The following is a 12,729-nucleotide window of genomic DNA, read 5'->3' on the forward strand; positions in this document are numbered from 1 at the left end:
TTCCTCGACAGTGAGTTGGTGCTTCGCTTCGCCGCCTTTGTCACCTAGTGCATATGTATACGTTTGGTCGCCTTCTGTATACGTACCGGCACTGATTAATACGCGGCCTGCGTCCATCTGCTCCCACGTGGTACCGGCCCATACGGTATTGGGGTCGACGTTTGCGGCAAATTCCACAATCATACCAACAGGATACATGATATTGACGATTTCAAGGGTGGTCATGGCGGCCTTCTTAAATGAGCCGTCAGCACATAAAAAGCGGTCATTTGCTCCCTTTCCCGGGGCCGGTACCATACCGCGCGTGCCGTTGGCCGTGGTGGTGGCGCCGACAAAGTCCTTATGGGAAGCGGTGCTGTCATTATGCGCTGCAATGGCCGTTTCCATCTGTTCTACTGTCGGATAGATAATGCTGTTGTTGACGATGACTTCCACGTTCTGCGCGTTGCCGATGACAAAATTCAAATTGACGATTCGTTCTTCAATAGGCGTTGTCTTATCGTACAGGAAGCTGGCTTTATTCCCGGCTGTCGTATAGGCGTACAGCTGCTCTTCCCCGTTGTCTATTTTCGCCATCAGACCAATTTCGCGATGCCAGAATCCTGTTTCTACGGACTGATTGGATACACGGAACTGCACGGCAAACATGCCGTTTCCCTTGTCTTCAAACTGGGCAATTGGTGCGCTGAGCCGCTCATTCTTTATGGCAGTCAGCGCCAGTATATCTTCATTAGCCGCCAGCTGGCCGTCCCCTAATGCTACGCGGGTAAATGTCAGCGTCTGCCCGTTCTGGCTTTTGGCAATCATTTCCTTACCTATATTCGTGACAACAATCTTTGCAAACTGTCCTGTGCTTTGTACTGCATCATTCGCCATGTTTCATTCCTCCTATAATGTATAATCTGCCGGAATTGTCAGAATATCTGCCTCTGCGACTACGCCGATGCTGTGATACTCTTCGCTAGTTATGTCCCCAATATCATAGGACGTATCCGGCTCAATATTCATGTAAAAGTAGCTGGTAAGAGCGGCACCGACGTACCAATCCCCGTCAGCCTGGGCATAGCCGACGTATTTCCAGGCAATATGTGCCGGCACGTACAGTTGTAAGGCTGCTTCCAGGTTGGTAAAGCTGGTTACGGTCCCATCAGGGATTAAGATGTCAATGGCATACTGTTCCGGATGGTCTGTGACACTCCCTGCTTTTCCTGCAATATAGAGATTAACCAGCCGAGTCAGAAATGCCAGTGTTACCGTATCAGACCCATTCAGCCTGGCCAGAATCGCTCCGCGCCGGGTAGCATAATCCAGATTTGAATTCGTCGGCAGGCCCACAAAGGATTCCCAGTCAGCCAGTCCCCATGTAGCCATAGCCACAAAGAACTGCCGGGCCGTATCGTTTTGCTGGTTTCGCTGCGTTTCGTGCTCCCTTTCCAGGGCCGCCTGTACAGCGGAAAACGATGGGTCCTCATATAAAAACCGCGGCAAATACCGGGCCAGATGGACCGGCGTCGTCCGCAAAAACTGAAAATCAGCCGCCATGCAGCGTCACCTCCGTCACTGAGGGAATCTGCTCATTCGTTACGGCAATATTGTCTTTGGCACCATTAATCGTCAAATTATCGTAATCTTCCACCCTTGTTGCTGCGCTGTTTGTCAGGATAACTTCGCCAATTTTTGCATAGGAAATTTTCGTGCCGTCAAACTCTGTCGATGTAAAGAAATCGTTGATTGCTTTCTGAATAGCAGTCGAATCTCCAGCTCCTTTTGTCGGTGTAAGGGCAACAGACAATGCCAATACCTCCGGAGCGACGACTGTGACCGTTGCACCGATGGGATGCTGCGTTTCAATATAGGTCCGTACTTCTTCCAGCAAATGCTCAGATGCCGGCTGGCCGTTGGCGTCGGTAACGATGACCTTCACCGTGCCATTGCCGTTCCATAGCTTCTTGACGGCAATACGGCCTACACCCTGGATAGACGTGCCCCATTCAATGTAATTGTTTTCATTGCCTGACGTAGCCGGCATACGGACTTTAAAAATCAGCCGGTTATACAGCTCTTCGTCGCTCTCTTCATCAAACCCGTCATAGGTCGCCTGTTCATTCGTAACGGCTGTAATACCGGGAATCGACATGGGGATAACCGTAATCAGCCCTGCTGCTACGTTGCCATTTACGCCGGCAGTATCGGCCTCCACATCGATTTTGCCAGACTGTACAACGGCAGCTTCTTTTAACGTGTGAAACGTAATGCCGGACACGGTCGAGAAAATACTGCCTGCAGGGATGATTCCTGTTCCGGTAACCGTAACGGTTCCCAGCGCTTTTACGGCAATCTTACGAATCACGCCATGTTCTTCAGCCCGCATGGTCAGATATTCGCCGAAGCTCGTTGCCGCAAAGCCAGCTTTGTACATCTGCTCCCGTTCTACTTCCTGCTTGGAAAACTCGATGGCATTCGACGCCAGCACGTCATATTCAAAGGTACCTTCAAATTTAGCTGCATCGCCGCCTGTGTTCTCCTGCAGGTCCTGCAAAATAGCTTCCTGTTCTCTGGCCTCATACATGGATATTCACCTCCCCGTACACTGTCGTCAGTACCACGGCCACATCTACTTTTCGTTCTCGTTCATTGGCGTCCATGGTAATGCTGTCGATAGACCGGATATAGGGATTGACCATGAGGCATTCAATGATGACGCGCTTCAGCTCGCTGTATCGCTGCTGCACGCTCATGACCTTGCCGATAAACGGCTCCAGTTCCAGCCCATACTGCCAACTGTAGGCAAGGTAACGAAACCGTTCTGTCCGCAGAGCTTTGTAAATCCATACCTTGAGCGCTTCATTTTCTGTAACCATCAGGCGCCTGCCGCCGCCGTCATAGAGGAAGCAGTTATGCGTAAAATCCCAGGCCCATTCTCGGAACAGCGGCAGTTCTGCTTCCGCATCATTTGCGAGCATGCCTGGTACGGTTCCTGTGAAGGGATATTCTGCACTCATAGTTTCACCACCTTGTCCTTGATAATATAGAGCTGTTCATCCTGGCCATAGACGGGTTCTACGCTGACCAGATCGCCTGGTACCAACGTATCCGTCCAGGTAAGGTCATTGTCGATAGGATGATTATGGCTTTCATAGGCGGCATCACCGGACCCGCCGCCTCGATTCTGCGTCTCCCCGACGACATGCCGCGTATAGCCGCTCAGCAGATAGCTGGATATATAGCATTCCCGGGAAGTAAGAATAATGGTATTCAGTTTTACCTGTATAGCCGGCGGCGGTACCAGTACAATGCCGATCATCGTAGCTCGCGGAAGATTCTCCTGAGCAATGCCATGCATGACATTGACCACGGCTGTCATAGACTGGGCCGCTGTAGGTATATTTTTATCTGCCATCGTTCCCCTCCTTATATCCGAGATGTCTTGATAATCTTTGTCGGGGTCTGGCCAATATTGTATATGCCGCCAGTTCCTACGGCACCCCTGCCGCCATTGGCGCTGGAGTTGTTGCCGACATATTGGCCATTGCCGTTATAAATGACGACGTGGTCATTATCGCCATAGACCACACAGTCACCAACGGCCAGGTTCCCTTCGTCAAAAGCAATGACATTGCCGCTGCCGGCATTCGCTACCAGGCTGGGCACATCGGCAACGCCGGCATCATACTGGGATTTAAGATACGGGCTGTAATAACTGCCGATACGAGTAGATGCTTCCACGCAGCCATTGCTGCCGTGAGGCATGGTCGTTCCCTGCCAGGCCGCATAGCCTTCGTTGATACCTTCCTGCACATTCATGTTACCGCTGCCAATACCGCCGCCGTGGCCGCTGTTGGCCTTGGGTTCTTCCGGCAAAGCTTCTTTGTTCATGATATTTTCAAACTCGATCTCCAGTCGCATTTCATGAATGCCGTTTTCAAAAGTATGGGCATCAGACTTTACCCAGAACTTGCCAGACAATTCCGTAATGATGTCCTGAATCTGAATGGAATAGGACGATTTAACACGATAATCGCCCAGCAGATCCAGTACGCCGGACCGATCGGGGCCATGGAACAGCTTCTCGATTTGCTCCTGCGCATTTTCATTGGGATTCGTTTTGTATACGTCCTGAAACATGGAATACTTTTGGATCCAATCGTCCTTCGTCTGGTATCCCGTCATATTCCCTTGTTCATCCGTCACCATGACGCGGTCAATAAGCCCTTCAATGGATTCGCGGTACTGACTGTTTTCCACGTTGATATACTGGTCAGCAGAAAAATCAGGAATGAGTTCGCCCTTTTTAATGATATCCAGGGACGCCCCGTTCATGACGGGGTGAAATAATACATCAGGCTCGTCTTTCTTTTTGGCTGCGTTGAGCTGTTTGGCCGCTTCTGTATAGGCAATCATAATAATCTGGTATCCCGTCTTCTCCTGGGCAATGAAGGATACCTTCTTTCCTGTGGCTGCCAGATTTCCTACCTTGACACCCAGTTCTGCACAGACGGCCTTTGCTACATCTTCAGCCAGCATATCCGTAAATTTCCGCGTCATCTTGGACCGGCACAGCACGAAGAGATGGTCATAGCAGGTAACCGTAACCGTCGATTCCTGCGTATTTCGTTCAATGCAGTACACGTTCCCTTCAAACTGAAGCGTACCATCTTCATCGTATCCGTAGACCGTTTCGCCGGGACTGATAACGTAGGGCGTCAGATTGGGGTCCCGCGGCTCCAGAATATACGAAAATTCCAGTCGGCGCGCCACTTGCAGGCGCGAGCCTTCCCAGGTAATGCGTCCCGTGACGATATGAGATAAATCGTTGATTTGCTTCGTCTCTTTCGTCGTTGTATTACCCTTGGCATCTGTAATGGTTTCCGTTACCGTGCCGTAATGCTTGATAATCACTTGACCACCAGCTTTCGCAGCTTACTGGCATTATTGATAGCCAGATCCTTCAAATCGTTGCTCTGAACGATGCGCCTCCAGTGGTTGTAATCGCCATAGGCTTTCTTGGCGGCATCGCAGATATCGGCGCCTTGCTGCCAGATTGTCGCCGTCGTCGGCTGCGTCACGTCAGTAGGCCGTGCTTTCAGGCCGGTTGTATCATCGACCTGTTTGTCATTATTGGCCATAGGCGTATTCAGATTCTTGTATTCCGTAAGCGACAGCGTATAGTAGATATCCCGGCTGCCGTCCTGCTCTTTGTAGTCAAAGGACATGATACCAAACATAAGATTGACCGGCGTATCCGTAATAATGACCCGCACGGGCAGCCGCGCTTCTTTCCATTTATTGATGAGCTCAATACATTCCGACGGGGCTTTGCTGTCGCCTACAATAAAGGGATAATCATGCTGCAACGCCGGCAGGAAGCAGGAAAAGGACAGCGTCCGCAGTTTGGGCATGCCAAATACCAGGGCTTCGCCTAGCTGCGTAATATCGACGACCTTGTTTTTCTGTCCCGATGTGACCGTATATTCTCTCGGCGTCACAGGCAGCACCAGTGAATCCAGCTGGCCCTGCAAAATGACCTGCCGATGCAGGGTGCCGCCGCCCATGGCAAAGACAGACGACAAAATGTCCAGGGCATTGCCCAATGTACCTAATCCCATCAGTATGCACCTCCATAATTCAGCTGGCTCTGCTGGATGAGCCGGGCTAGGGTATAGGCAATCTTGTCGATATCCGCTTCTTCCCGGACAACGAAGGTGTTGCCCGACACCTGCACCGACGGCATGACGGTGCCGCCAGCCTGGGAAAACTGCTTCTGCAGCATCCGTTCCGTCGTCGCATGGGGATAAATCCAGCTGTTGCCAGGCAGGCGAATCAATTCGCCGCCCCGTTCATTGACCTCAGTCCAGCCGCCGGCAAAATTGACAGCCCCCGTCGCATGACCTGGAATCAGGCTGCCTATGTCAAAATTAAAAGATGGCAATGAAGGAAGCGAAATACTGGAAGCCTTGCTGGAAATATCCTCCCAGGCACTGGCCGCGCTAGCTTTCAGCGGTCCCCATACATTGGCATCAAACCATCCTGTAATGCCGCTCCAGGCGCTTTCGATGCCGCCCTGCGCCGAATTGGCGCCGTCTATAATCCTTCTCCATGTGCTGGATGCCCATTCTCCCAGCTCGCTCAGGGCATTACATGCGCTGTCTTTCGCCTGAGAAAAGGAGGCAGACCAGGCCTGATTCTTCTCTGCTGCCGTCTGGGCAATCAAGTCCCAGCAGCCAGAGGCAAAAGACTGGGCTTCGCCGGTCTTGGCCTGCATGTAACTTGCAAAGTTGTCCAGCGTCTGATGGATGCTTTGTTCCCAATCCTGCCCAGTTGCTTTCAGCTGCTCACAGGACTGGGTATACGTGGCAACCCATTCCTGATTTTTGGCGGCGAATTGCTGAGTAATGCCATCCCAGTCCATGCCGCCAATAGCCTGACCAAGAGCCCCGCCGCCAAATGACCCGGCAATGCCGCCAATGGCGCCGCCAATTGCAGCCCCTGGGGCCGCTCCTACGCCGCCGAACATGGCGCCGATACCAGCGCCGGCTGCAACTCCCGCTTTCGTGCCGGCAATCCAGCCAGCCGTACTGCCAATGGCTCCGCCAGCAGCCTGACCGCGTTGTCCTTCTGGCGCCATGGCCATATCGAGCATTCCATTAGCCAGTGTCAGGCCCAGGCCCCAGCGACTGGCCAGCCGCGTCAATCGGCTCAGACGGCTGCCGCCCGGCGCAGGTTTCGGCTGCTGTGATGGCCCGCCGCCCGGCGACGGCGTTCCCGACCCCGGCGCTGTACTGCCATTGACAATGACCGTTCTGGCATTGATGACCATATCAGACGGCATGGAACCGCCGCCAGGAAGAGATGCCGGCCGGGATGTTGCAAGCCCCGTCAGATAATCTTTCGCTCGTTTGGCAAGGCTGGCAATCTTTACAAGCCCTGCCACCAAGGCACCGCCGGCCAGAACAGAACCGACGCCATCCATGGCCAGGGCTTTGTCTTTCAGGTCTTTAAAGGCCGTACCCAGACCTTTCAGAATGGCCTGCACTCCCAGGCCGTTTTGCTGCACGCTGTTACTAAATACAGTCAGTACCCTATCAGCTTCCTGCACAAAGCTGCGCAGACCAGATGCTGCATTTCCCTGCATCAGCCGCATGGTGAAAGTATCCCAGTCACCGGATAAGTATTCCAAATCACCGGCCAGATTATCCAGCCTGGTTTTGGCCATTTTCTCAGCTGCACCGTTGGAATGATCAATAGCGTCGGCCAGAGAATTAAACTTATCGTCCGATTCATTAACGATAGCCAGTAATCCGCCCATGGCATCCTGCCCGGCTAATGCCGAAGCGACAGAGGCCTTCTGTGCCGGCGTCAGGTCCCGGAATCCGGCCCGTAAGTCGCGCAGGATTTGCCGGAATGGTTTCATATTCCCGGATGCATCTGTAATGGATATGCCCAGCTGATTCATCGCATCAGCCGCTTCTTTTGGCGGGTCAGCCAATCTGGTCAAGAGGGACCGCAGACTGGTGCCGGCCGTTTCTGATTTAATACCGGCATTGGCCATAGTACCGATGGCAATGGCCATATCCTGTATGCTGTAGCCCATGGCTCCAGCCAGTGGCGCTACATACTTAAAGGTATACCCCATCTTGCCGACGCTGGTATTAGAATTCGTGGCGGCCGCTGCCAACACATCAGAAAACATGGCCGCATCTGATGCCTGTAGCCGAAATGCGGATAAGGCGTCGGTCACGATATCCGACACGCTGGCCAGGTCTTCCCCAGACGCGGCTGCCAGATTCATGACACCCGGAAGCCCTGCCATCATTTCGTCCGTTTTCCAGCCGGCCATGCCCATGTATTCTAATGCCTGTGCCGATTCCAGCGCAGAGAATTTCGTTTCTGCACCCATTTGAATGGCTTTTTCTGTCAGTCGCTGAAAATCAGCTGCACTGGCGCCGGAAATAGCTCGTACTGCCGACATTTCCTTTTCAAAGTCCATATAGCCTTTCACGGCATCATAAACACCAAAGCCCATGCCAGCCGCCCCGGCCATCTGCACGGACGTGCCCATGAGCGCACCGCTGGCCATGTTGGACAGGCCATTTTTCATCTGATTCAGCGGTCCATTGCCACCAGACAGATTTTGACGTACATTGACAACAGCCGTATACGTTTTCCCCTGGAACTGCCTGAGCCCGGACTTTACCCTGGAAATCGTCTGAGACGCTTCATCTTTTGCCCGTATTGTGGCGGCATAAACACCGCGGATGCCGGACAGAGATGTCTTGGCCTTGGCGGCCTTCTGAGATAAACCAACTGCTGCCACACCGGCACGCTGCATCTCCGCTGCCGCTTTATCAACGGCCGGAGACACATCCTGCAGGGATTTCGAGAAGGAGGAAAAGCCGGACTGCGCTTTTTTGACCTGTGCTGTGAAGTTGTCTTTTAATTCTAATGTTGCGCTTAATACGTACTCACTCATTTCGGTTTCCCTCCCCCCGCAATCACGGCCAGCTCAGCCTCTCGTTTCTGAGCCATCTCCATAGCTGCATGGCAAAACAATTTTTCTGTTGGTGATAACGAAAAGAAATAGGCCAACGTATGTCCCTTGAGGACCAAAAAAGCGGCTGTTGCCGCTTCCCAGTCCTCAGTAATTAGTTTTTTACGTCTTCATGTACTTTCGCTGCCAGCGTCTTACCATACCCGGCGCATTCCAGAATCTTTCGAGCTAATGCAGGCGCTTCGCCTGGGTCAAATAGCTTTCCGATAATATCCGTCGGTTCCACGCAGCCATAGGCTTCCTGCAATTTGGCGTCTTTCAGATTGGGGGCAACGACAAGATTTAAAATAGCGTACTCATCGGCACCGTCACTCATGTCAAAAATTTCCGACGCCATAGACCGGGACGCTTTTTTGACCGTTACCGTTCCAATGCTGGTCTGAATGTCAAATTGTTCCTCTTTCTTGGCTAAAATCGCATCTTTCTGCTTCAGTAATTCCTGTATACTAACTGCCATATTATCATCTCCTATTCCACCGTTTCAATGAACTGTGCATCTTCCGGCGTAAAGCCAAAGGGAAATTCCTTTTCTACGACTGTCCCTTTTTCAAAGGTCATGAGCGTCAGTTCATTAAACCATACGTTATCAATGGAGCAGCGTTCTTTCTGTCCATCTGCCGCATCCGGATCTTCAATCAGGCCAACCAACGTAGCTCGCGGATCACGGCCGGATTTGTATTCTTCCAGGTACTTGTTAATATTGCGGTTAATGACCGATTTGATGGTAATTGTCCCCGTACCTGTCAGGGATACGATCTTGCTATCCTTGCTGTTGCCAATGAGGACGTCTTCCCGGTCTGCTGTCACTTTGGCTTCAAACTTGGAAATTTCAAACAGCACTTCATTGTCCCACCATACTTTACCGTGAGATCCATTCCAGCGGCGTCTGCCGCGATATGTTACCGATTCAGCTTCTCTGGCCATATGTATTCCTCCTTACTACATCATAAAGGTAATCTTCAAATCTTCCATGGCATTGACCGGCGTAATACGGCCTGTCAGATATACGTAGGTTCCCGTATTGTATTCCCGGATGGCCTGCTTGGTCATCGTGCCGGGATCATCCCCATGCAGGACGACATAATCCCGCTGCGCTTCTTCATCAATATCGACGTAATTCTGTGCCGTATCGCTGTTATCGAGGACGTTGCCCTTGAGCCCATTGAAATATACGCCAATGGCGGCGATAAAGTTCATTTTGTGGTTGTAATCGTTAATATACTTGCCTACATACGATGTCTTGAACGTATCACGGATATCGTCCTGAATCATGTCAATGGCTTCGACAATCTTGATGAAGCGGAAATCCTGGCCTACGTCCGTCGTAAACGTGGTCAGGCTGTTGATGGCCCGGGCAATTTTGACGCCGTTATCGTCTTTTTCGTCAAACAGTACCAATTCGCCGTTATTGATATTGCTGTCAATGTCTTCGTAAGCCGCACAGCTTACGACTTCGTCCAGCGTGTAATACGTGGCACTGCGGTCCAGTGCAAGGCCAGCCAGGATGCCGGCAATACGTGCCGTATACTGCGTCGCCGTATAGGTAATGTACGGTTCTGCTGCAGCCTGTGCTTGTCCAACGACAGCATTCCCTGCTGCGGCGCTGGCATCATAGTCCGGATTGGCTACCTGAATAGCTCCAGTCGTAAAATTGATGACGCCTTTATCATCTGCCGGCTGATCGGCAACGACAGCCTTAAATGTTTTGCGCTTGTTATTGCGCTGCGCCTTGATCCACGACGCCAGGTCTTCCATGTCCTGCGCTGTCCCCGTAGGTGCGCAGATGTAATTCCACTTCACATCGGCAATTTTCTTCAGGATATCGGCCTGGGTCAGCTGGGCATTTTCGACGTCGCTGTTTGGCAATGTGTATACCAGGATGCGCAGCGGCGTGCCGAGAAGGCACTTTTTAATCAGGTCTACATTGCTGGCCGATAAGCCCGTATCGGGGATATCGGTCACATCGTTAATCTTGTAATACGACGACGTGTCGGTCGTTTCATTCTTCAGTATCATCACGACGATCCCGCGGGCGGAACGGGCAATGGCACTGATAGCCTTCGTTTTAAAATCAATAATGACCGACGGGCGGCCAAATACTTCCTGTTCGTTTGGCATGGTTTTACCTTCCTTTCGTAATCGTAACCTGCAGCTCTTCCATGAGCTCATCTGTCAGCCGTGCAGCTTCACGGTAGTCAGCAAATTCCAGGTTAAAAATATAGTGCAGCACATCATCATGGATAGTTGTTTCTGCATCGAGTACCGTAATGGCCCGGTCTTCCACGTAGAATACAGGCCGGATGAGCACATCTACCGTATCGGCGATGTCATACAAAACGGCCCGGTCCACACGGCCGTACTCATCTTCGTCCGGCACGAAGGTAATATCGATCTGTATGGTTCGCTCGCTGTATATGTCATCAAACGTATGAGTGATAGGCTGCATTTCCACATAAAAATACGGCGCATCTCGTTTTTCTACATGGTCGAAATGCACCGCATAATCTGGGCAGTTTTTCTTGAGTAAGGCCGTGATGGCCTTTTTGATACTTCGTAATCTAATCATCGCCAAATATATTCTCCATAATTTGTTTCGCGTCGTCCCGGAAGGTTTTACTAGACTGTTGCATTGCACGATGTAACATTTTTTTGCCGGGTACAAACCGCCCTCTGTGATTCCTGACACGGTGGCCGTATTCGACGTGAGCGGCATATTCGACATTATTGTAAACCGTAATAGAACCCTGTGAAGCGCGGGTACGTTTCCAACCGTCATCTCTTAAATGACCTGTATCTACAGGCGTATTGTCTTTTGCCTTTCCCAGGATAACCTCCGCTTCCTGGGCGACAAACTGATTTCGTTTTGCCGGTCCTTCTTTGACAATACGGTCCAGATGGTCGCCAAAATCGTCAAATCCATCAAAGGTAAGTCCCATCAGGCCTCACTCTCCCTTCGTACGCTGATTTCCTGATGCGTCGGATACTGGAACGCCTGCGCCGCATACAGCACAAAAGACTGGCCTTCATGGGTAATAGTCAGCACATCGTCTGGCCGGATATCATACGACGGTTCCAGGCAGATACGCAGGTCCGTCCGCAGCCAGTATTCCCGGTTGCGCTTCTCGCTCTGCAGCTCTTTGCCGTACTGGCTCAGCTTGCAGGGCACGTCCGTATACACGGCAGTCATGGCAAAGCTATCGGCGCCTTCCTCGTCCTGGGTCCGCACTTGCCGGGATACAGTGACCCGGTCGTGATACATGTACTGCATCAGGGCTGCCCGGCATTGGCTATATGGCAGGTTCATTCAGGCCACCTCACTTTACGATAGATATGGAGCTGCGGCTTGATGCTGTCAAAATCTGCCTGCGTTGCGGTTCCTACTGCCGATACTTCGGATACAGCAAACTGGAACTCCGTGTCGTTCTGCTTGATGCTTTTAAGTGGGGCGGCAACATCGCCGGCACTGCCACTCGATGTATTGCGGCACCATTTGGCAATCATCTGAGCTGCTGTAAAGGTCAGGGCTGCCGGAAAATCCTCACGATGGCAGTAATCCAGGACATTACACACAAACTGCTGCGCATACATAGGAAGCAGCATCTGCAGCTGCGTGTCGCATGAATCGACAAGCATGCGGGCTTTATTCACAATGTCTTTCTCGGCCTCGTCAGCAGATAGATACAGCATTTGTCTCCCCTCCTTTCAGGCATGAAAAAAGCACCCACTATATCGCGAGTGCCAATATAACCGTTTCTTAATGCATACCGGGCGTAATATCTTTCATGCCTTTCAGTATGCGATACGCTTTATGCATCATATCATTATTTTCCAGATACTCCATGCCTTTCAAGGTAATGGTTGGGCTCAAAAGTTTAATATCCCAAGTATCTCCGCTTAAAGGAATCGGCTCAATTCCATCAATATATCCCGCATCATACAGCATAATCATAATGTGAACAAACCGCTTCTCCGTAACGTGAAAATTTTCAGCAGACAGTTTGGACCAGTCTGGCTCTTCATAATCCAGATACTTATCCAAAAGGGAAAGAATCTGGTAAATCAGCTTGAAATTAGCCATGAATACGCTCACTCCTATTTAATAAATACATCAATTGGGGTGATGAGGACATTCCATGCACCGTTCGCGAAAATTTTTATTCTTAGTAAACTCAATATGTCCT

At 51.3% G+C, this 12,729-nt stretch carries 16 protein-coding genes; all 16 read right to left on the bottom strand.

Annotated features, from left to right (window positions below):
* The coding region (locus Q3886_RS04315) for a phage tail protein (RefSeq protein ID WP_301859937.1) at positions 1-876 on the bottom strand (876 nt) is incomplete at its 3' end.
* Between the two features lie 12 nt (positions 877-888).
* Positions 889-1,542, bottom strand: coding sequence for a putative phage tail protein (locus tag Q3886_RS04320; protein ID WP_301859938.1), 654 nt, complete (start codon positions 1,540-1,542; stop codon positions 889-891).
* Positions 1,532-2,569, bottom strand: a complete 1,038-nt coding sequence (locus Q3886_RS04325) for a baseplate J/gp47 family protein (RefSeq protein ID WP_301859939.1) — start codon at positions 2,567-2,569, stop codon at positions 1,532-1,534. Before Q3886_RS04325 ends, Q3886_RS04320 begins: the two co-directional genes overlap by 11 nt.
* On the bottom strand, positions 2,562-3,002 hold the full coding sequence (locus tag Q3886_RS04330; protein WP_301859940.1) for a DUF2634 domain-containing protein: 441 nt from the start codon (positions 3,000-3,002) through the stop codon (positions 2,562-2,564). Before Q3886_RS04330 ends, Q3886_RS04325 begins: the two co-directional genes overlap by 8 nt.
* Positions 2,999-3,400 (bottom strand): DUF2577 family protein, encoded by a 402-nt coding sequence (locus Q3886_RS04335; RefSeq protein ID WP_301859941.1) that lies wholly within the window; start codon positions 3,398-3,400, stop codon positions 2,999-3,001. Before Q3886_RS04335 ends, Q3886_RS04330 begins: the two co-directional genes overlap by 4 nt.
* 11 nt (positions 3,401-3,411) lie before the next feature.
* Positions 3,412-4,899: a hypothetical protein gene (locus Q3886_RS04340; RefSeq protein WP_301859942.1), complete on the bottom strand. Its 1,488-nt coding sequence runs from the start codon at positions 4,897-4,899 to the stop codon at positions 3,412-3,414.
* Positions 4,896-5,606: a hypothetical protein gene (locus tag Q3886_RS04345; RefSeq protein ID WP_301859943.1), complete on the bottom strand. Its 711-nt coding sequence runs from the start codon at positions 5,604-5,606 to the stop codon at positions 4,896-4,898. Before Q3886_RS04345 ends, Q3886_RS04340 begins: the two co-directional genes overlap by 4 nt.
* Positions 5,606-8,470, bottom strand: coding sequence for a phage tail tape measure protein (locus Q3886_RS04350; protein ID WP_301859944.1), 2,865 nt, complete (start codon positions 8,468-8,470; stop codon positions 5,606-5,608). Before Q3886_RS04350 ends, Q3886_RS04345 begins: the two co-directional genes overlap by 1 nt.
* 172 nt (positions 8,471-8,642) lie before the next feature.
* Positions 8,643-9,005: a hypothetical protein gene (locus Q3886_RS04355; RefSeq protein ID WP_301859945.1), complete on the bottom strand. Its 363-nt coding sequence runs from the start codon at positions 9,003-9,005 to the stop codon at positions 8,643-8,645.
* Positions 9,006-9,016: 11 nt separating this feature from the next.
* Positions 9,017-9,472, bottom strand: coding sequence for a phage tail tube protein (locus Q3886_RS04360; protein WP_301859946.1), 456 nt, complete (start codon positions 9,470-9,472; stop codon positions 9,017-9,019).
* Between the two features lie 15 nt (positions 9,473-9,487).
* Positions 9,488-10,666 carry a phage tail sheath subtilisin-like domain-containing protein gene (locus Q3886_RS04365; RefSeq protein WP_301859947.1) on the bottom strand — a complete coding sequence of 393 codons (1,179 nt, stop codon included), beginning with the start codon at positions 10,664-10,666 and terminating at the stop codon, positions 9,488-9,490.
* A gap of 4 nt (positions 10,667-10,670) precedes the next feature.
* Positions 10,671-11,114 (bottom strand): DUF6838 family protein, encoded by a 444-nt coding sequence (locus Q3886_RS04370; protein WP_301859948.1) that lies wholly within the window; start codon positions 11,112-11,114, stop codon positions 10,671-10,673.
* On the bottom strand, positions 11,107-11,484 hold the full coding sequence (locus tag Q3886_RS04375; protein ID WP_301859949.1) for an HK97 gp10 family phage protein: 378 nt from the start codon (positions 11,482-11,484) through the stop codon (positions 11,107-11,109). The genes Q3886_RS04370 and Q3886_RS04375 overlap by 8 nt, the downstream gene beginning before the upstream one ends.
* The gene (locus Q3886_RS04380; RefSeq protein ID WP_301859950.1) at positions 11,484-11,852 is read right to left on the bottom strand and encodes a hypothetical protein; all 369 of its coding nucleotides are present in this window, start codon (positions 11,850-11,852) and stop codon (positions 11,484-11,486) included. Before Q3886_RS04380 ends, Q3886_RS04375 begins: the two co-directional genes overlap by 1 nt.
* Positions 11,849-12,235 (bottom strand): hypothetical protein, encoded by a 387-nt coding sequence (locus tag Q3886_RS04385; protein WP_301859951.1) that lies wholly within the window; start codon positions 12,233-12,235, stop codon positions 11,849-11,851. The genes Q3886_RS04380 and Q3886_RS04385 overlap by 4 nt, the downstream gene beginning before the upstream one ends.
* 67 nt (positions 12,236-12,302) lie before the next feature.
* Positions 12,303-12,626, bottom strand: a complete 324-nt coding sequence (locus Q3886_RS04390; protein ID WP_301859952.1) for a YjcQ family protein — start codon at positions 12,624-12,626, stop codon at positions 12,303-12,305.
* Positions 12,627-12,729: the final 103 nt, after the last annotated feature.

The sequence above is a fragment of the uncultured Megasphaera sp. genome (assembly GCF_958350005.1).
In the GTDB taxonomy this organism is placed as follows: Bacteria; Bacillota; Negativicutes; order Veillonellales; family Megasphaeraceae; genus Megasphaera.

Bases quoted from the DNA above. Each gene is read 5' to 3' on its own strand.
- Q3886_RS04325 (WP_301859939.1), bottom strand. From the start codon at position 2,569: ATGTATGAGGCCAGAGAACAGGAAGCTATTTTGCAGGACCTGCAGGAG.
- Q3886_RS04385 (WP_301859951.1), bottom strand. From the start codon at position 12,235: ATGCTGTATCTATCTGCTGACGAGGCCGAGAAAGACATTGTGAATAAA.
- Q3886_RS04365 (WP_301859947.1), bottom strand. From the start codon at position 10,666: ATGCCAAACGAACAGGAAGTATTTGGCCGCCCGTCGGTCATTATTGAT.
- Q3886_RS04330 (WP_301859940.1), bottom strand. From the start codon at position 3,002: ATGAGTGCAGAATATCCCTTCACAGGAACCGTACCAGGCATGCTCGCA.
- Q3886_RS04360 (WP_301859946.1), bottom strand. From the start codon at position 9,472: ATGGCCAGAGAAGCTGAATCGGTAACATATCGCGGCAGACGCCGCTGG.
- Q3886_RS04350 (WP_301859944.1), bottom strand. From the start codon at position 8,470: ATGAGTGAGTACGTATTAAGCGCAACATTAGAATTAAAAGACAACTTC.
- Q3886_RS04345 (WP_301859943.1), bottom strand. From the start codon at position 5,606: ATGGGATTAGGTACATTGGGCAATGCCCTGGACATTTTGTCGTCTGTC.
- Q3886_RS04380 (WP_301859950.1), bottom strand. From the start codon at position 11,852: ATGAACCTGCCATATAGCCAATGCCGGGCAGCCCTGATGCAGTACATG.
- Q3886_RS04335 (WP_301859941.1), bottom strand. From the start codon at position 3,400: ATGGCAGATAAAAATATACCTACAGCGGCCCAGTCTATGACAGCCGTG.
- Q3886_RS04355 (WP_301859945.1), bottom strand. From the start codon at position 9,005: ATGGCAGTTAGTATACAGGAATTACTGAAGCAGAAAGATGCGATTTTA.
- Q3886_RS04370 (WP_301859948.1), bottom strand. From the start codon at position 11,114: ATGATTAGATTACGAAGTATCAAAAAGGCCATCACGGCCTTACTCAAG.
- Q3886_RS04390 (WP_301859952.1), bottom strand. From the start codon at position 12,626: ATGGCTAATTTCAAGCTGATTTACCAGATTCTTTCCCTTTTGGATAAG.
- Q3886_RS04320 (WP_301859938.1), bottom strand. From the start codon at position 1,542: ATGGCGGCTGATTTTCAGTTTTTGCGGACGACGCCGGTCCATCTGGCC.
- Q3886_RS04375 (WP_301859949.1), bottom strand. From the start codon at position 11,484: ATGGGACTTACCTTTGATGGATTTGACGATTTTGGCGACCATCTGGAC.